At 41.6% G+C, this 17,977-nt stretch carries 18 protein-coding genes; 13 read left to right on the top strand and 5 right to left on the bottom strand.

Annotated elements, in window-relative coordinates; all coding sequences use genetic code 11:
• The first annotated feature begins 61 nt into the window (after positions 1-61).
• On the top strand, positions 62-253 hold the full coding sequence (locus BLS28_RS06785; protein WP_091163817.1) for a hypothetical protein: 192 nt from the start codon (positions 62-64) through the stop codon (positions 251-253).
• Positions 254-453: 200 nt separating this feature from the next.
• On the opposite strand, the gene BLS28_RS06780 is transcribed toward BLS28_RS06785, so the two are convergent.
• Both BLS28_RS06780 and BLS28_RS06775 read right to left on the bottom strand, forming a co-directional pair.
• Positions 454-1,131, bottom strand: a complete 678-nt coding sequence (locus BLS28_RS06780) for an ABC transporter ATP-binding protein (protein ID WP_090525339.1) — start codon at positions 1,129-1,131, stop codon at positions 454-456.
• Between the two features lie 131 nt (positions 1,132-1,262).
• Entirely contained in the window at positions 1,263-2,519 is a 1,257-nt protein-coding gene (locus tag BLS28_RS06775) for an efflux RND transporter periplasmic adaptor subunit (protein ID WP_091163814.1), read from the bottom strand.
• A 511-nt stretch (positions 2,520-3,030) separates the two neighbouring features.
• On the opposite strand from BLS28_RS06775, the gene BLS28_RS06770 reads away from it, so the two are divergent.
• The 3 genes from BLS28_RS06770 (at position 3,031) to BLS28_RS06760 (ending at position 6,364) form a co-directional block, all read left to right on the top strand.
• Complete coding sequence (locus tag BLS28_RS06770) at positions 3,031-4,389, top strand: sigma-54-dependent transcriptional regulator (RefSeq protein ID WP_091163811.1); 1,359 nt, start codon at positions 3,031-3,033, stop codon at positions 4,387-4,389.
• A complete protein-coding gene (locus BLS28_RS06765; RefSeq protein WP_091163809.1) occupies positions 4,379-5,725 on the top strand; it encodes a sensor histidine kinase in 1,347 nt (448 codons plus the stop codon). Before BLS28_RS06770 ends, BLS28_RS06765 begins: the two co-directional genes overlap by 11 nt.
• 108 nt (positions 5,726-5,833) lie before the next feature.
• The gene (locus BLS28_RS06760) at positions 5,834-6,364 is read left to right on the top strand and encodes an NADPH-dependent FMN reductase (protein WP_091163807.1); all 531 of its coding nucleotides are present in this window, start codon (positions 5,834-5,836) and stop codon (positions 6,362-6,364) included.
• A gap of 122 nt (positions 6,365-6,486) precedes the next feature.
• Here the strand turns inward: BLS28_RS06760 and BLS28_RS06755 are convergent, their stop codons facing one another.
• The gene (locus tag BLS28_RS06755) at positions 6,487-7,146 is read right to left on the bottom strand and encodes a YceH family protein (protein ID WP_091164916.1); all 660 of its coding nucleotides are present in this window, start codon (positions 7,144-7,146) and stop codon (positions 6,487-6,489) included.
• 110 nt (positions 7,147-7,256) lie between these two features.
• Between BLS28_RS06755 and BLS28_RS06750 the strand changes: the two genes are divergently transcribed.
• Positions 7,257-8,066: an MBL fold metallo-hydrolase gene (locus tag BLS28_RS06750; RefSeq protein ID WP_091163804.1), complete on the top strand. Its 810-nt coding sequence runs from the start codon at positions 7,257-7,259 to the stop codon at positions 8,064-8,066.
• On the opposite strand, the gene BLS28_RS06745 is transcribed toward BLS28_RS06750, so the two are convergent.
• Entirely contained in the window at positions 8,067-8,849 is a 783-nt protein-coding gene (locus tag BLS28_RS06745) for a M90 family metallopeptidase (RefSeq protein WP_091163801.1), read from the bottom strand.
• An 18-nt stretch (positions 8,850-8,867) separates the two neighbouring features.
• Positions 8,868-9,575 carry a DUF92 domain-containing protein gene (locus BLS28_RS06740; protein ID WP_091163798.1) on the bottom strand — a complete coding sequence of 236 codons (708 nt, stop codon included), beginning with the start codon at positions 9,573-9,575 and terminating at the stop codon, positions 8,868-8,870.
• Positions 9,576-9,635: 60 nt separating this feature from the next.
• Between BLS28_RS06740 and BLS28_RS06735 the strand changes: the two genes are divergently transcribed.
• The 8 genes from BLS28_RS06735 (at position 9,636) to BLS28_RS06705 (ending at position 17,948) form a co-directional block, all read left to right on the top strand.
• Positions 9,636-10,325 (top strand): class I SAM-dependent methyltransferase, encoded by a 690-nt coding sequence (locus BLS28_RS06735; protein ID WP_091163795.1) that lies wholly within the window; start codon positions 9,636-9,638, stop codon positions 10,323-10,325.
• A 76-nt stretch (positions 10,326-10,401) separates the two neighbouring features.
• Positions 10,402-11,256 carry a pirin family protein gene (locus BLS28_RS06730; RefSeq protein ID WP_091163793.1) on the top strand — a complete coding sequence of 285 codons (855 nt, stop codon included), beginning with the start codon at positions 10,402-10,404 and terminating at the stop codon, positions 11,254-11,256.
• A 96-nt stretch (positions 11,257-11,352) separates the two neighbouring features.
• Entirely contained in the window at positions 11,353-12,327 is a 975-nt protein-coding gene (locus BLS28_RS06725) for a YeiH family protein (protein WP_091163791.1), read from the top strand.
• A 102-nt stretch (positions 12,328-12,429) separates the two neighbouring features.
• Entirely contained in the window at positions 12,430-12,663 is a 234-nt protein-coding gene (locus tag BLS28_RS31130; protein ID WP_218134372.1) for a hypothetical protein, read from the top strand.
• A gap of 189 nt (positions 12,664-12,852) precedes the next feature.
• Positions 12,853-13,359 (top strand): helix-turn-helix domain-containing protein, encoded by a 507-nt coding sequence (locus tag BLS28_RS31125; protein WP_218134371.1) that lies wholly within the window; start codon positions 12,853-12,855, stop codon positions 13,357-13,359.
• 112 nt (positions 13,360-13,471) lie between these two features.
• On the top strand, positions 13,472-14,329 hold the full coding sequence (locus tag BLS28_RS06715) for an oxidoreductase (RefSeq protein ID WP_091163789.1): 858 nt from the start codon (positions 13,472-13,474) through the stop codon (positions 14,327-14,329).
• Positions 14,330-14,569: 240 nt separating this feature from the next.
• Positions 14,570-14,872: a hypothetical protein gene (locus BLS28_RS06710; protein WP_143020708.1), complete on the top strand. Its 303-nt coding sequence runs from the start codon at positions 14,570-14,572 to the stop codon at positions 14,870-14,872.
• Between the two features lie 154 nt (positions 14,873-15,026).
• Complete coding sequence (locus BLS28_RS06705; protein WP_176844391.1) at positions 15,027-17,948, top strand: triple tyrosine motif-containing protein; 2,922 nt, start codon at positions 15,027-15,029, stop codon at positions 17,946-17,948.
• The last annotated feature ends 29 nt before the right edge of the window (positions 17,949-17,977 follow it).

Here is a 17,977-nt window from a genome sequence, read left to right as displayed (position 1 = left end):
AGTCATTGGGTCATTAAGTCATTGCCTGTCGCTTGCACAATTAGCCATTCAAAATGACCTAATGAAGCGCAACCTATGGCTTAATGATAATTATTCAGATCGTAAACTCTTCACCGGATTAGTCAACGTAGCCTTTACTGCCTGGCAACTGATGATAAAAAAAGCTATAATAACGGTAAGGCCGATGATATCTAAGGCGTTAAACCTTGGTGTTAACTCAGTTTCGCCGTGCGATTTTCAGGTAGTTTTTTAAACATAGGAATAGCTCTAAACAACAAAAATTCTCTAACATGCCCTTCTCCGCAAATGCGGGAGAAGAGCAGCAGAGGCAATTATTAACTTATCTATAAACTGATTTCGGGAGCGTTGGTCTAAGTCAAAAGTCGTTAGGTTTAAGCCGGAAGTTCTTTTCTTACCACGAGCTATAAAACTATCAACTATGAACTCAACAAACTATACCATGATATTTTCCATAACCGTTTGTCCGTCAAGCAGACGTATAATACGGTGACTGTACCGGGCGTCATGTTCAGAGTGGGTAACCATGATAATGGTAGTTCCCTGTTCATTTAAGTCGGTAAGTAGTTCCATCACATCATTACCATTGCTGCTATCCAGGTTACCGGTAGGCTCATCCGCAAGGATCAGTTTTGGTTTATTAACAACTGCGCGTGCAATAGCTACACGCTGTTGCTGACCACCTGATAACTGCTGCGGATAGTGGTTACGACGGTGCATGATCTGCATTTTGTCTAACACCTCTTCCACCCTTTTAACACGCTCTGAAGCAGCTACGCCGGTGTAGATCAATGGCAATTCAACGTTTTCAAATACGGTAAGCTCATCAATAAGGTTAAAGCTCTGGAAAACGAAGCCAATGTTGTGTTTACGCAGATCGGCGCGTTTACGCTCATTAAAATGCGCTACTTCAATTTCATTAAAAACATAGCTGCCGGCATCCGGGTCATCAAGCATTCCTAAAATATTAAGCAGGGTTGATTTACCGCAGCCCGATGGGCCCATAATGGCTACAAACTCGCCTGTAGCCACTTCCATCGACAGCTTGTTTAATGCGATGGTCTCTACCTCTTCGGTACGGTAGAATTTCTCAAGATTAGAAATTTTTATCATTGGTGCCTCCGTTGTTCATCCCGCCTTTATGGCGATATGATTTGATTTTTTGTTTATTTAAATTTATTAATTATCTCTGTTATATATTATAATGACGCTTAAACAGTGCCAGGCGTTGCAGCTTGGTTACGTTATTTTTTTAGCACAAGCTCCTGAATATCACCATAGGTTTCATAACTTGAGGTAATAACCTTATCGCCAGGATTTAAGCCTTCTGTTACCACGAAATAATCAGGGCTCTGGCGTCCAAGCTGGATGTTTACCCTGTATGCTTTTGAACCATCTTCACTTACCTTAAAGATCCAATTGCCGCCTGTTTGCTGGAAGAAACCGCCTTTAGGCACCAATACCGCCTGCATCTGATCGCTCAGTGCCAACCTCACCTGCAGTGTTTGGCCTTTACGGATCCCTGTAGGTACTTTACCAACAAATTGCATATCCACCTGGAAACTACCTGTTGTTTTAACCTGGGTATATACCTTTTTTATAACCAGATTATATGTTTGATCGGCAAACTGAAAATCACCTTTCAGGCCTGTGTAAATACGCGACAGATAGTGCTCATCAATATCAACCCTAACTTTAAAGCCCGATTGTACGTCTATCTGCCCCAAATGCTCGCCCTTATTTTTGCTCTGACCTACTTCGGCATCCATTGAGGTTAACTGGCCATCGGTAGGCGCCACCAATACTAAACCGGCCACTTTTTTTCGCATCAGTTCAAGCGTAGTTTTCATGTGGGCGTATTGTTCCTGTGATTGTGAAGCCTGTTGCTTAACCAACGCTGTATCCTGCCTAAGAATCTGTTTAGCCAATTTGTAACGGTTCACCTGGTAATCATAAGTATTTTTGGCTGATTGATATTCCTGCAGGCCGATGGCTTTCTGATCATATAAATGTTTGTCTAACTTATAAATCCTTTCAGCCTCTTTATATGCATTCTCCACATCGGCCATAGTATTTAGCTTGCTGATGGTGTTTTGCTGTGCATTGTTATGGGAGATCTGCATTTGGGTTTGCTCGGCATAAACCGCGGTTTCCTGGTTAGCTAAAGTAAGCTCAAGATCGGTATTCGACATTCTCAGAATCCGGTCGCCTTTTTTAAGGTTAGCTCCGTCTTCAACGTATTTTTCTTCAACAACACCGCCTTCAGATGCATCAAGAAATATGGTAGTTAGCGGCATAACCACGCCGTTAACCGGTATAAACTCCTGGAAAGGACCTTTAGTAATAGTACTTATAGTTAAGCGTTCAGTATCAACATCAAGCTTGCTTTTACCCGATGTAAGATAAATACTGCCGCCTATTAGTAAAATAATGCCTGTAATACCTGCAATGGTAAGTATCTTTTTGCTGTTCCAGGTCTTTTTCTCAATTTTTCTGTCCACTGTATTTCTATAATATTTTGAATGTTATAACAAAAAGACATGCCATAAATTAAAATACTGTTTTTCAATAACTTAAACACAAAACAACATATTTGAGCGTACGCTTCTGTTACATCAGGTGTACGGTATTGATACAGTGTTTTTTCACGTATTAATAGCCTGTTATATGCAAATACAGGTTAGCACTTCATTGTGAAGCATTTATACGATATACTGCATAAAATGCGGGTATTTAGCACAAAAATTGTAACATGTGGTATAATTAGCGAGTCTTTAATTTATTGTTCATAGTTAAATTGTTTTAGCGTATAGTTCATAGTTGATGGCAACGATGCTAAAAGTTTATTTAGGTAGCTTCGGTAAAGAGATACAATTTAATTTAAATTTATAACTTTTATTAAATTGACATCGTCAATAAATAAGATGCTATTTTCATTTTGAACTTAAATTATCATGTGTCATCGTTTTGAAGACCACGAACTATTATCTATGAACTATTAACTAAAAATAAATGATACTTAAGAAAGCCACCGTTTTAATTGTTGATGACGATCCGGACGTACTAACCGCGGTTAAACTTTTGCTAAAACCCGAAGCCCGTGAAATCATCACCGAAAAGAACCCCGAAAACCTGAACTGGCTGCTGCAACGTAACGAGGTTGATCTGATTTTGCTTGACATGAACTTCAACAGCGCTATTAACACGGGCAATGAGGGGCTTTACTGGCTGCGCAAGGTAAAAGAATGGAAGCCTGATGTTTGCGTTATTATGATAACGGCTTATGGTGATATTGACCTTGCTGTCCGCTCGCTTAAAGAAGGGGCAAACGACTTTGTGGTAAAGCCATGGCACAACGAAAAGCTGATAAACACTATAAAAGATCTTTTGGATAAAAAAGAAGGTGGGACAAAAACCACCAAAACCCCTGTAAAAAGCACTGCGGGAGACACTTCTATCCTTGGTGAATCGGACGTGATGCAGGATATTTTTTATAAGGTTAACAAGATAGCCCCTACCGATGCCAATATCCTGATCCTTGGAGAGAACGGTACCGGTAAAGATCTTATGGCAAAGGCTATCCACGAACGCTCGCTCCGTGCTGATAAACCTTTTATTAAAGTAGATGTCGGCGCGTTAACAGATACCCTGTTTGAAAGTGAGCTCTTCGGCCACAAAAAAGGGGCCTTTACCGATGCCCGAGAGGACCGTATGGGGCGTTTTGAAGAGGCACAGGGCGGTACTTTATTTTTAGATGAAATTGGTAACATCAGTCTGCAGCAACAAGCCAAGCTGCTTACCATTTTACAAAACCGCCAGGTAACCCGTTTGGGCACCAACAAACCAGTTGATGTGGATATCAGGCTCATTTGTGCTACCAATGTAGCTTTGAGCGAGCTGGCGAACGAAAACAAGTTCCGTAAGGATTTGATTTATCGTATCAATACTGTCGAGATCAATATGCCGCCACTGCGCCGCCGTAATGAGGATATTGTAATATTGGCCCGCCATTTTGCGAAATTGTACTCAAGTAAATATCTTAAACCATCAATGGACTTTGATACGGCAGCTATTAACAAGCTTAAATCATACAATTTTCCGGGCAATGTGCGTGAATTACAATATACTATTGAACGCGCAGTGATCATGGCCGATGATAATACCTTAAGACCCGACGATTTGATTTTTTCAATACTGGAAACATCGACAGAAAGCGTGGTTGATGCTGACAATATTCCGTTAAGCGCCCTTGAAAAGAACGCTATATTACGGGTTATTGAAAAGCATAATGGTAACATTACCCGCGCTGCCAAAGAACTTGGCCTCACCCGCACCGCCCTATACCGAAGACTAAGCAAATATGATATTTAACCGTTACGAGTGGCGGCTTTTGCTGCGTGTATTTTTATTGCTGATTGTACTTACCGTCACGGCTTTTGTCATAGTAAGCCTTAATCAGCTGTTGTATCTCGTGATCTTGTTGCCATTGGTTGCTTACTCGGTGGTGGATATGATCCGTTTTCAGAAAAAAGCACAGGACGAAGTAAATCAATTTGTAGAGTCGATCCATTATCGTGATTTTTCCCGCCATTTTGATGTACGGAAGGCCCCCAATGAACTTAAGCCCTTGCGTAAAGGCTTTAACGACATCAATACCACATTCAAACTAATAAGCCGCGAACGCGAAACACAATATCACTACCTGCAAAAGATTCTTGAACTGGTTGATACCGGTATTTTATCCTACGAAGAGGAAACCGGCGAAACCGGCTGGATCAATGAAGCTTTTAAAACCATTATAGGTGTACCTTATCTTAAGACTGTACACTCGCTCGAAAAACGAGAGCCATCATTGTATGCCGAACTGATTAAACTTAAGCCGGGCGATAGTAAGATCATCACTGTAACCCGTAACCAACAACAGGTTAAAATACTGGTGAACGCCAGCCTGATGCGCAGCGATGATAAACTATACAAACTCATCGCTTTTCAAAACGTAAACGAAGCTTTGGATGAAACGGAGTCGAAAGCGTGGTCGAAATTGCTTAATGTAATGACGCATGAGATCATGAACTCCGTAGCTCCTATTTCTTCTCTCGCGGATACGCTCAAGAACCGCCTGCAAAGCCCTGATATTGCCGAAAGCCTGCCTCATAGTGATTTGGAAGACATTGAGCTCGGTATCGATACCATCAAGCGCCGCAGCGAAGGCCTGCTTAAGTTTACCGAAAGCTACCGCAGCCTCAATAAGATTACCAAACTTGATCTGAACAAGATCATGGTGCGCAATATCTTTGAAAACCTCAACAGCTTGATGACGCCTACCCTGGAGAAAAAGAAGATAGAACTGGAGATCATTCTACGTGATCCGACACTTGCCATTGAAGCCGACATTAACTTGATTGAGCAGGTAATGATCAATCTGCTGGTTAACGCCATTGAAGCGGTGAAAGATCGGGAGGAACCACGCATCACACTCACAGCCGAAATTCAGGGCGGTAAAACTTTTGTAAAAGTTATCGATAACGGCTTAGGCATGCTGCCCGAACTGCTTGATAAAATTTTTATTCCTTTCTTCAGTACCCGCAAAACGGGCAGCGGTATCGGGTTGAGCCTGTGTAAACAGATCATGCTGCTTCATAAAGGCAATATCCAGGTACAATCAACCGAGGGTAAAGGATCAGCGTTTATCTTGTCGTTCGTTTAACCCCCCGGCCCCCTAAAGGGGGAGCTTTTGCTTTGCATATTTATGACTTTATCCAAACTTACAAAGTTTTAGAAACTTCGTAAGTTTGGTTCCACAACGTCCGCTTCCATGAATTATAAAGGCAATATTCTCGCTATTTCCGGTAGCTTAAGAACTGGCTCATCCAATCATAATATTCTCAAGTTTTTAGGTGAATTAGTTCCAGCCGATATCAATTACACTATATACGAAAGATTAGCCGAGATACCTCCATTTGATCCCGGACTTGACCACGAACATCCACCAGAATCAGTTTCAGAGTTGCGAAGCTTGATGAAAGATGCTTCAGGCATTATCATCTGCACACCAGAGTATGCGTTTGGGGTTCCTGGGCAGCTTAAGAATATGTTAGATTGGACAGTTTCGAAAGGTTCGCTGGTTGATAAACCTGTAGCTTTAGTTACTGCGTCATCAGTTGGCAGTCATGCGCATGCTGCATTGCTCCTGACACTTGGGGCGCTTTCGGCAAAAGTAACAGAGGGGGCAACTTTGCTTGTTCCTTTTATCAGGAGCAAAATAGATGTGCATGGGGATATTACAGATGAGCAAACGGCGAAGGCTTTGCGGGATGTAATGAAAGTATTTTTGAAAGAAATATAGCCATGAAAAAACTGCACCATATGCTGAATTTATTTCAGCACCCCACAGGACAGGTAGACGCCCAGATTAGCAGGCGGCTTAGCAAATGCGGTGTTGAAACAAATTCAACTTGACCATAATTTTTACTCCACTCCCAATTCCCTCATCAACCTGCCCACGGTTTCTTTCAATTCGGCAATTTCCTGTTCGGCTTTGGTTAAACGGGCCTCCATTGCTGATGAAGATGGGCGACCACTTGGCTCATCTGCAAAATCATCATCATTAATTTCGGGCGTTCCGCCTAATAGATGCGCGTATCTAACTTCCTTTTGGCCGGGGCGTTTGGGTAGCTGTACAATGTAAGGCGTCTCGCCGCCAGCCAGTTTATCCAGGATCTCCTGTACATCTTCTATCGAATCAAATTCGTACATGCGGCCGCTGTTGGTATTCAATTCACCTGGCGTTTGAGGCCCACGAAGGATCAAAAGGCAAATCAAAGCTACTTCCGAAGGTATTACCGGGAAAACTATGGCGAAATTATGTTTGTATTTAATATTACGAATAGAACCACCGGTAGCGGTAGAGATCAAACCGCGCCTTTTCAAGGAATTTAGGGCATTGATAACCGTATCATCATCATAATTAACAACAGGTTTGCGCGATGTTTTCTGGTTACAGGCGGCCACCAATCCGTTAAGGGTCATAGGATAATAATCGGGCGTGGTTTTGGCCTTTTCCATTAAAGTACCAAGCACACGTAGTTCTTCTGCATCAAGTACGGGTAAAGTTTGCGGTGAATCCATGGCTAAATATAAGCAGGTTTTTATAGCGTCAAAAAAAAATGCTGATTTTCTGAATGCTAAAATCATTAGGATTAAAATAATAACACCAAAATAGTTTACTTTGCATTGCAATGTCTTTATTCATTACATCATTAAATTCGGGAAGTAATGGCAATTGCTATTACGTAGGGAACGATCAGGAGGCTATATTGGTTGATGTGGGCATTTCATGCCGCGAGACTGAAAAACGCATGACCCGGCTGGGCTTGTCCATGCAAAAGGTGAAAGCCATTTTTGTATCGCATGAACATTCTGATCATATTCGTGGTATACCGGTATTAGCCAAAAAATATCAGCTGCCGGTTTACATCACCCCCGGCACGTTGATGCACCTTAGCGGTGTTGATCATTTTAAAGTCCATCATCTTAGCGCATTTCAAACAGTTGTTATTGGTGACCTCGAAGTAACATCCTTCCCCAAAATGCATGATGCGTCTGAGCCGCATAGCTTTATTGTAAGCTGTCGCAATGTTAAGGTAGGCGTGTTTACCGATCTGGGAATAGTGTGCGACCAACTCATCCGCTACTTTAGCCAGTGCCATGCTGCTTTTTTGGAAGCCAATTATGATGATGATATGCTGGATAAAGGCGGTTACCCTTATTATTTAAAACAACGCATCCGTGGGGGAAAAGGGCATTTATCAAACAAGCAGGCTTTGGGTTTATTCACTACGCACCGCCCGCCGCACATGACCCACTTGCTGCTTTCGCATCTTTCCAAAAACAACAACGACCCCAAGCTGGTAGAGGATTTGTTTACCAATTGTGCCGATGGGATCAATATTATTGTGGCGTCAAGACATGAAGAAACTCCGGTTTACTATATCAGCAGTACGGTTGTTCAACATGAGCCGTTAGGGCAGCTTGGCCTTAGCTTTTGATCAGGTAACATCATTATCATCCAGGTCCTGCAAGAAGATGGTGCTTAACATATCATAAAGTTCGGGATGTTTATGTTTCAACTCGTTCGGCTTTTGAAAAAAGTACTCGGCTACAACAGCTAAAAACTCAGCTTCGTTAGTGATGGCGTACGGATTGATATCAGAACGCCCGGCTTCAATTTTGTGAATCTCCTGGTGGATCATTTTGAGCCATGGCATAATATATTCATGAGCCAGCAGGATTTCCGGCACACCGTCGGTAGCCCCATCGGCCTTATCAAGCAGGTGTACAAACTCATGAATAGCCGTGTTCTCTTTCCCTGCCGATTTACTAAAACCTTTTGTCAACGCCGCTCTCGACAGGATCATTTGCCCGTTCATATATCCTGAGCCTACCATTCCTAAAATACTCCTATTTTCGCCTTCAAACTGAAACTCGCTATCAAATGTATCCGGGTAAAGAATCACATTGGTGAGGTTACGGTATTTCCAATCGTTAAAGCCAAATATCGGGATCACGGCACTAGCAGCTATCATTACTTTATCAGCATCGCTTACCGTTGTACCAACACCCTCGATATTAATATCCGCTAAAAGTCTGGCAACCTTTCTTTCAAACAACAGTTTTCGATCAGCATCAAGGTGCTGATAATATGGAATGTGCAATTCTAAAAGCGCTTTATAATTCAATGTGGCAGCAGGCGTTTCATTTACCACTTTCTTTTTATTGAGGAAAACGAACACCACCAACGCAACAACGATCAATATCAGGATAGGAACCATTTTTATTTACAGATTAAATTATAAAACAAAGTACAGCAACAGCATAAACAAAGCAGCTATCAGGGTATTTAAAAAATTAACGGTATCGTTGTTGATCAGATTTTTTCTTTCCAACACAGCCCCTAAAACGGAATCTGTTAGATTACCGAGTGTACCTGCAACAATAATCCAGATGAAATTTGTTGTCCAGTCCATTCCTATGGCATAAACAACAGCAATGATAACCGAGCCAATTACGCCAATTAAAGTACCCTCTAAGCTGATCACCCCATTAAGCCCGCGTAAATCCGGCTTTAGGGTTATAATATTGAAGAAACGTTTTCCGTAAACCGTCCCTAACTCTGATGACAATGTATCGGCTGTTGCCGAAGCGAAGATGGCGGCAATCATCAATTGTAAAACCTGAGTTTGGGCCGGAAAAACGAGGATCAAAATTCCGCATAAGGCAGCCGTACCGGCATTCGCCAAAACCTGCCCGGCTGTTCTCCCTCCTTTTTGATCTGCGTTTAAATCCTTCTTTGTTTTGCTTTGTACCGAGGTAGCTGCCGAACCTAAAATAAAAAAGGTAGTCATCATGGCTAAACCTGTGAAGCCGGCACCGGCAAATACCAGGATGGCAACTGCGGCACCGGTTAATGCTGCTATAACAGTTAGCTTACGGGCCGATATACTGTATGCTACACCAGCTACTAAAATAAGTGCCAGCAAACCATAACTTAACCACATAGTCGATCAAAGGGATTAATGTGGCGCTAAATTAAACTTTCAATTCATACTTTTGGGCACATGAAAGATATACTGGGCCAGGCCATACATGATCATTATCATAAATCAGCTAACCATAAACTTTGGATCAATAATCAATATGGACCTAAAGAGGAGATGCCCATTGATGTTTACTTCAGGGATGAGGATGACATGCCGGATATAGAATGGCTGGCCATGAACGAATGCCGCGGAAGCGTGCTGGATATTGGCGCAGGAGCGGGCAGTCATGCTTTAGTATTGCAGCAACGTGGCTTTGATTGCACCGCGCTTGATATTTCCCCGTTAGCCTGTGATGTAATGAAACTGCGCAAGGTAAACAAAGTAATCAAAGGTGACATTTTTGTTTATAACGAATGCAAATACGATACCCTGCTTTTGCTCATGAACGGGATTGGCCTCACCGGGACACTTGAAAACCTGAAGGTATTTTTACAACACATTAAACTGCTGCTCAATCCAGGGGGGCAAATCGTATTTGATTCATCAGATATCACTTATTTATATGAAGATGGCCTGCCGGAAAAAGGTTATTACGGTGAGCTACTTTATCAATATGAATACAATCGCCAAAAAACCGACTGGTTCCGTTGGCTATATATTGATGAAAAAACACTTAAGCCCATCGTTGCAGAAGCTGGCTTTGATATGGAGGTATTACTGGAGGATGAATTTAAACAGTACTTAGTGCGGTTAACTCTGAGCAGGTAAAACCACAGTAATTTTCTTATTGGCTCGTTGTATTCCGTACGGAATAAGCTATTTTTATTCCGACAACATCTATCCAATGAAAAAAGCCATCATCCATGTCCTTGCCGGTCGTGAAAAGAAAATTACCGCCGAAGAAACCGTACGCCAGCCATTACCTCATAAAGATTTTCGGTTTGCAAACCCCTTTATTGTGTTACATCACATGGGACCGGAGGTAATAGAACCCGGCCAAACTTTGCGCATCCACCCACACCCGCATCGCGGCTTCAGCCCGTATACCATTATGCTACAGGGCGAAGGTTATCATAAAGATAATGCAGGTAACGATGAGATTATAAAAGCCGGCGATGTACAATGGATGTTTGCAGGCAAAGGCATTATGCACAGCGAAGGCCCTACCGCCGAATTGTTACAAAAAGGCGGCGTTCATGAACTTATCCAGCTTTGGATCAATGCGCCTAAAAGTAAAAAGTGGGACGAGCCTTTTTATCAGTCGGCCAAGGCAAACGAACAACCGAAAGTACTTATTGGTGAAGGCCTCGACTTCAGTTTGGCCAGCGGAGATTATGAAGGCAAAACCGGACCTATCAAAAACTTCACCCCGGTTATTTCTATAGTTGGAAAAATAGCCACGGGAAAAGAGGCAAACTTTGAAGCCATATCCGGCTACTGGGCATTACTTTATATTATAAATGGCAGCGTCAAAGTAAACGAACAAACTATCGGTCAACACAATCTCATTGTGTTTGAAAAAGATAATGAAGAGATCACAGTGACAGCTACCGAAGATTCGCAGGTGTTATTTCTATCTGCTAAACCTATTGACGAACCCGTATCAGCTAAGGATAATTTTGTAATGAACACGCCCGAAGAAATTGAGCAGGCATTATCAGATTATCAAAACGGCGTATTCGGCACATTAAATTACTAAAACCCCATAATAACTTTTGGTTATCACAGATTGCGTATTATGATGAAAAACCGGCAGTAATTCCTCACACCTTTGTATCATTAAAACAAAGGAAAAATGAATACCCAACATCAATTAAACAATACCGGTGGCCTGTTATTAAACATCAATGAAAATGCCCGCAAAGTTATATTTGCAGTTTGCATAGTATTATGCCTGATGCCTTTTATGAGCCCGGCAGTAGCTTTACTATTAGGCTTGGTAGTAGCACAATGTTCTGGTCACCCATATTTGCACCTCAACCACAAAGCCACCCATATTTTATTACAGATATCAGTAGTTGGTTTAGGTTTTGGCATGAATGTACATAGCGCGTTACAGGCAGGCAAGGAAGGGATTTTGTTTACCATCGCCTCCATTACCGGAACACTGCTATTTGGCACGCTGATGGGGAGATGGTTAAACATCGAGAAAAAGACTTCATTTTTGATCTCATCAGGAACGGCTATTTGCGGCGGGAGCGCAATTGCAGCCATATCACCGGTTATCAAAGCTGAAGAAAAGCAGATCTCCGTAGCATTGGGCTGTGTATTTATCCTGAACTCAATTGCGCTATTTGTTTTTCCTGTGATTGGTCATTATTTGAATTTATCACAAACCCAGTTTGGGTTATGGTGTGCTATTGCTATACATGATACCAGTTCGGTAGTTGGTGCAGCAAGTAAATACGGAGCCCACGCGCTTGAAGTAGCGACAACAGTGAAATTAGCGCGGGCATTATGGATTATCCCGGTAGCATTCTTATCTACCTTCCTGTTTAAAAACAAATCAAAAAAAGTGAGTATCCCCTATTTTATCGGCTTATTTATACTGGCTATGATAGCCAACACCTACTTACCAGTTGTAAGGTTTATGAGCCCCTACATCATCATTACAGCAAAAGCAGGCTTAACCCTTACCTTATTTTTAATCGGTGCGGGCCTTTCACGCAAAGTGTTGGCATCTGTTGGCCTGAAGCCGCTTTTACAGGGTGTGGTACTTTGGATTGCTATATCAGGTGCTGCACTGTATGCGGTGGTTCATCTCGCATAAGGCATAACAATATTTAACGTAAAGTTCATAAAATATTCCCGTTTGCTCCAACTCGCTTCAAACGCTTTTTTACTGCTTACATTTGTATAAAACATCTTCACCATGAAACCAAACACACTTGATGCCAAAGCTATTGATACCCTCCGCGATTTACCGGATATGATCCCCGTATTGCGCGAATCTTTCGAAAACTGGACTATCAAGGTTTTTGACCGTAAGCATCATGAATGCCGCAACTACATGTCGCCCAACAGGCGCGATTTTTATAAAACACTGATGATAACCGAAGGTGCCGGAGTTTTTACCATGGGGCTTAACACTTATTACATTGAGTAACCTACCATCCTTTTCATCCATCCCAATGATATTATATCGTGGAAAAACCTTTCGGATAAATCGGGCGGATATTATGTACTTTTCAAAAGGAGCTTCATTAATGATCATCCTCAATTAAAAAACACCATTGATAAATATGGTTTGTTTACCGAAAAGGATAAAAGCGTTATCCGCTTAAATAATGCAGACATGCCTGTACTTAACAGCTTGTTTGAACGAATGACTATTGAAGAGTTATCCAACAATCATTTAAAAGATGATGCGCTGCAGGCTTACATTCAATTATTAATGGTTGAAAGCATGCGGGTAGCTCATTTTCCCAAACCTGATAGTGTATCCGACGAATACCATTACATCCACCAATTTTTTCATTTGCTGGAGAAGGAAACATCGGGCATTAACTATACATCGCCCATAAAAATGAAAACTGCCAAGGAGTTTGCCGCCAATCTTTCGGTACATCCGAACCACTTAAACGCGGTATTAAAAAAATACACCGGGCAAAATGTAAGCACTCATATCCGCAACCGCCTGCTCGAAGAGACCAAAGCATTACTGGTACAAACCGATTGGACCTTGCAGGATATTGCATACAGCATTGGCTTTGCCGAGCAGCCTAACTTTAGCTTCTTTTTTAAGAAAAACACTGGTATTACCCCTGCCGAATTCAGGAGATCATACCAGGCCACCGCATAAATTCGCCGTTTCTTTGATTTTCATAATAACCGCTTTGTTTTTGGTATAGAGCCTCCCTGCTTTTGTTGCCAACTTTGTACTGTAAACAAAAACAAATTAAAAGCAACATAAAATGAAAACTCAAAAAGTATGGTTTATAACCGGAGCCTCAAGAGGTTTTGGTTTAGAAATATCAAAAGCTGTTTTAGCATCTGGCGACAAATTAGTAGCTACTGTTCGTAAAAACCCTGAAACACTGGCTGCACAATTTGACAACAATCCCAACCTATTTGTTGTGCCCTTGGATATTACCAATGAAGAGCAGGCAAAAGAAGCGGCTGAAAAAGCTGTTGAACACTTTGGCAGGATTGATGTACTGGTAAACAATGCAGGTTTTGGATTGCTATCAGCAGTTGAAGAAGCCACTGCCGAAGAAGTAAAAAGGAATTACGAAACCAACGTATTTGGCTTACTGAACGTAACCCGTGCCATTTTACCCTATATGCGTAAAGAACACTCAGGCCATGTGATCAATATATCATCTGTAGGTGGTTTATCGGCCTATTTTGGCTGGGGTGTTTATGGCTCAACCAAGTTTGCCGTTGAAGGGCTTACCGAAGCCATGGCGCTTGAGCTTGCTCCGCTTGGCATTCATGCAACTGTTGTTGCTCCGGGCTTTTTCCGCACCAATTTCCTTGATGAAAGCTCGCTGACCCGCACATCAAATGAAATTGCTGATTACCAGGATACCGTGGGTAACATGCGGACTTTTGCTACCGAAGCAAATTATAAACAGCCTGGTGACCCGGAAAAATTAGCACAAGCTTTTATCAAGCTTGCTGCTTCAGAAAAACCTCCGGTACACTTACCGTTGGGAAGTGATACGCTGCAACGTTTCCGTGAAAAAACAGCCGCCTTTGAAAAGGAAATTGAAGAATGGTACGATGTAGTTGTGGGTACGGACCATGACTATGTAAAACAGTCCAAATAATTGTTATACCATAAATACTATTCAATAAAATGCCTGAAAGCGTTATTCGTTATCAGGCATTTTTATTAGCCAATCACCATATTATAACCCATTGTTTGTTAAACAAGCGGATCCACACTACTTCACCACTACTTTTTATCATCTTAAGCTTCGATTAAAAAGTTTAATTTATCATTGCGGCGATCTAAATCTTACTAATTATTCCAGCTCATGCTGCCCGATCGTTCTGTCTCAATCAAATTGAAAAAAAATATTTTCTTAATTTTCCTGTGTTTCCTGCTTATGCATTACGGCAACGTAACAGCCCAGCAAAATACCAAACCTCGTTTTAAGGCAATTGCCCTCGCGGAAATTGGTGGCGGCCATGCCTCATTTGATACCACTGCTAAAATATGGCTTAACAAGCTTGCAATAGACAGTAATGTTACCATAGATTATATCAGCGATACCAAAAAAACCAATAAAGAGTTCCTTAAACAGTATCAGCTATTATTGTCCAGCACCCCACTACAATACCACTACAGCAATCCATTGCTGATTTAAAACATTTCTGACTGAAGCCATTTTACAATTTTGGGGTACATTTTACTCCCGGTATATGTAAAATGTTGATTAAATTACAGCTCTTAATCAGGCCGGCCTTTTGCCGGGTTGCCTATTATTAATGGGGTTTAAGCCCTCGCCAGGAAAACCGTTAATGAAAAAAAACATCTTATTTATTCTCGTTCTCCGTGCTTTTATATGGACATCTTCCGCTCAAACTACGCTTGGTACTCCTGCTATCAAAAACTACACTCATAATGATTATAACGCCGGAACTGAGATCTGGGACATTAAACAGGACAAGAACGGAATTCTTTATTTTGCCAACGATGAGGGTCTGCTTACGTTCGACGGTAGTTATTGGAAAACCTATCCGCTGCCTAATAAAAGCCCTATAAAGTCTGTGGCTATTGATCGCATGGGCCGTATTTATGTTGGAGGGCAGGATGAAGTTGGTTATTTTTTTCCAAATGAGTCGGGAATCCTCAAATATCATTCGCTTAAACAACGCCTGCCCAAAAAAGCAAGGCAGTTTGCCGATATCTGGGATATTGTTATCCATAATAATGAGGTATTTTTCAGAACCATTGAGTGCATCTTTGAGCTGAAAAACAACACCATGCACACATTTGATGCGCCCGGTGGCTGGATGCTGCTAAACCGGGCCGGCGGTAAATTGTTTGCTTATGATAAAGCTATCGGACTGGTTATTTTTAAAGATTCGCACTGGCAAGCCTTCGTTCAACAACCCACAACGGCGCTGAGTGTCACTGGCATCACTGAGTTTAATAAAGATACCTTACTGGTAAGTACCCGCAAAAATGGCCTCTTTATCATTGCTGGCTCGTCGCTGGTTAAAAAAAACACGGCTATTGATGGAATCCTGCTTACTGATCTTATAAACTTCATTCAAAAAATTGGCATCGACAGATACGCCATCGGCACATCAGCAAAAGGGCTGATTATTATTGATGGTAAAGGCAAGCCAATAGACCAGTTCTCCAATAACCAGGGGTTACAAAATAATAATGTCCATGGTATATTGTTAGATAAAGATCATAATTTATGGCTTGGACTGGAAAATGGGCTCGATTTTATTAATTATAACACGTCTGTTAAAAATATTTATCCTAATCGCGAAAACCTGGTAAAAAGTAACTCGGTAAGCATTTTTAACAACAAGTTGTATATCGGAACATCAAACGGCTTATATACCGTATCGATAGGCTCGCAGCAAAAAGATATCAGCACGGCCACAGGTGCTTTTACAGAAGTGCCAAACACTAAAGGACAGGTTTTAAGCCTAACGCAAATTAACGGGCATTTATTGGCCGGTCATCAGGATGGTGTTTTACAGGTAGACGATAACCAGGCTAAACTGATTACTCCCGGCCCGGGGGCGTGGATGATGAAAGCTTTCCCTGCTTCGCAGGATGTGATAGCGGGGACTTATACCGGCTTTCAACTCTTAAAATACAATGGTGCCGGATTTAGCTTTGAAGGAAAAATAAATGGTATTTATGAATCATTAGGAAACCTCGCGGTAGATAAGAGCAATTTTGTGTGGGCAACGCACCCCTACAGGGGTATTTTTAAAGTGCAGCTATCCGCTGATAGAAAAAAGATAGTTAGTTATACGCAATATACCGAAAAAAGTGGTTTGCCATCTGCGCTGAATAATCATGTATATTTTATTAAAAACAAAGTAATAGCTGCTACCGAAAAAGGTGTTTATGAATACAATACAACTGAAGGAGACTTCACACGATCTGCATTTTACAAGCCGATATTTGGCAATTCAAAAATTGAGTTTCTTACCGAAGATGGCAAAGGTAATATCTGGTTTATCAGTAACCAACGCGTTGGCGTAATTGATTTTGGTAAACGATCTGGTAAGTTACCGTACAAGGTGATCTATTTCCCTGAATTGGCCGGGCAAACAGTAAAGGGGGCAGAGTATATTTATCCGCACGATATGGAGAACATCTTTATCGGCTCAAACAATGGTGTTTTCCATTTAAATTATCGCCAATACGTTTCATCGGAGAACAAACTCAATGTATTACTTACTACGGTAAAAGCCATAGCCGAAAAAGATAGCCTGATTTTCGGTGGATATTTTGTTAAAAACAACCGGATCGCATCAGCACAAAACACGCAACTTATTGCCTCGCTGTCCAACCACTGGAATTCCTTTCATTTTGAATATACCTCTACCCTGTTTGCACAAAAAAGCAACGAGGAGTTTAGCTATAAATTAATAGGTTTTGATAAAGATTGGTCGCAATGGTCGATTAAAACCGAGAAGGACTATACCAACCTTCCTTATGGCAAATACACATTTTCGGTAAAGGCCCGTAATAATTTAGGCACAGCGTCTGCTCCCGTCAGTTATAGTTTTATTGTTGAGTCGGCATGGTATCAAACTATTTGGGCCTACCCGGCTTATTTCCTGATCATTGCCTGCACTGTGTATATCGGTATAAAGGCGCAGCAAAAACGTTTCGCCTTGCATCAGCAACGCCATGAAGAGGAGCAAAAAAGGTTAAGCTACCTCCATAGCCTTGAACTTGACAGAAATGATAAAGAGATCATTGCCTTAAAAAACGAAAAGCTTGAAGCCGAGCTAAATTACAAGAACAAAGAACTGGCCACGCTAACAATGCAAATGGTTAACCGCAGTAAACTATTGCTCAATATAAAGGACGAGCTGATGGTATTAATAAAAAAACTTAACATTCCTGATGGATCGCACCAATTCAGGAGCGTGTTTAAATTATTGAGCGATACCGGGAAAAGTGACGATGACTGGGACAACTTTTCCATGTATTTTGACCAGGTGCATAATAACTTTTTAGCCACCATGAAAGCCAAGTTCCCCGGTTTAAGCTCAACCGATTTGAAACTGTGTGCTTACCTGCGGTTAAACCTGTCATCAAAGGAGATAGCGCAGCTGCTTAACATCTCGCTGAAAGGCGTGGAGATCAGCCGTTACCGCGTACGCAAAAAACTGCAATTAGCTACCGAAACCAATCTGTATGATTTTTTGATGGAGGTTACTAAACAATCCGGGTAAAACTGCTTCCAGTTTTTACTGCTTTCCAG

Origin of the sequence: Mucilaginibacter gossypii (genome assembly GCF_900100945.1) — a bacterium.
Taxonomy (GTDB): Bacteria; Bacteroidota; Bacteroidia; order Sphingobacteriales; family Sphingobacteriaceae; genus Mucilaginibacter; species Mucilaginibacter gossypii.
The sequence above is the reverse complement of the archived record's forward strand: the minus strand, read 5'-3'. Positions and strand labels throughout refer to the sequence as shown.

Excerpts from the sequence above, each read along its gene's own strand:
- BLS28_RS06745 (WP_091163801.1), bottom strand. The coding sequence starts at position 8,849 with ATGGTTCCTATCCTGATATTGATCGTTGTTGCGTTGGTGGTGTTCGTT.
- BLS28_RS06725 (WP_091163791.1), top strand. The coding sequence starts at position 11,353 with ATGAATACCCAACATCAATTAAACAATACCGGTGGCCTGTTATTAAAC.
- BLS28_RS06770 (WP_091163811.1), top strand. The coding sequence starts at position 3,031 with ATGATACTTAAGAAAGCCACCGTTTTAATTGTTGATGACGATCCGGAC.
- BLS28_RS06780 (WP_090525339.1), bottom strand. The coding sequence starts at position 1,131 with ATGATAAAAATTTCTAATCTTGAGAAATTCTACCGTACCGAAGAGGTA.
- BLS28_RS06730 (WP_091163793.1), top strand. The coding sequence starts at position 10,402 with ATGAAAAAAGCCATCATCCATGTCCTTGCCGGTCGTGAAAAGAAAATT.
- BLS28_RS06755 (WP_091164916.1), bottom strand. The coding sequence starts at position 7,146 with ATGGATTCACCGCAAACTTTACCCGTACTTGATGCAGAAGAACTACGT.
- BLS28_RS06765 (WP_091163809.1), top strand. The coding sequence starts at position 4,379 with ATGATATTTAACCGTTACGAGTGGCGGCTTTTGCTGCGTGTATTTTTA.
- BLS28_RS06735 (WP_091163795.1), top strand. The coding sequence starts at position 9,636 with ATGAAAGATATACTGGGCCAGGCCATACATGATCATTATCATAAATCA.
- BLS28_RS31130 (WP_218134372.1), top strand. The coding sequence starts at position 12,430 with ATGAAACCAAACACACTTGATGCCAAAGCTATTGATACCCTCCGCGAT.
- BLS28_RS06705 (WP_176844391.1), top strand. The coding sequence starts at position 15,027 with ATGAAAAAAAACATCTTATTTATTCTCGTTCTCCGTGCTTTTATATGG.
- BLS28_RS06740 (WP_091163798.1), bottom strand. The coding sequence starts at position 9,575 with ATGTGGTTAAGTTATGGTTTGCTGGCACTTATTTTAGTAGCTGGTGTA.
- BLS28_RS31125 (WP_218134371.1), top strand. The coding sequence starts at position 12,853 with ATGCCTGTACTTAACAGCTTGTTTGAACGAATGACTATTGAAGAGTTA.
- BLS28_RS06785 (WP_091163817.1), top strand. The coding sequence starts at position 62 with ATGAAGCGCAACCTATGGCTTAATGATAATTATTCAGATCGTAAACTC.
- BLS28_RS06760 (WP_091163807.1), top strand. The coding sequence starts at position 5,834 with ATGAATTATAAAGGCAATATTCTCGCTATTTCCGGTAGCTTAAGAACT.
- BLS28_RS06715 (WP_091163789.1), top strand. The coding sequence starts at position 13,472 with ATGAAAACTCAAAAAGTATGGTTTATAACCGGAGCCTCAAGAGGTTTT.
- BLS28_RS06750 (WP_091163804.1), top strand. The coding sequence starts at position 7,257 with ATGTCTTTATTCATTACATCATTAAATTCGGGAAGTAATGGCAATTGC.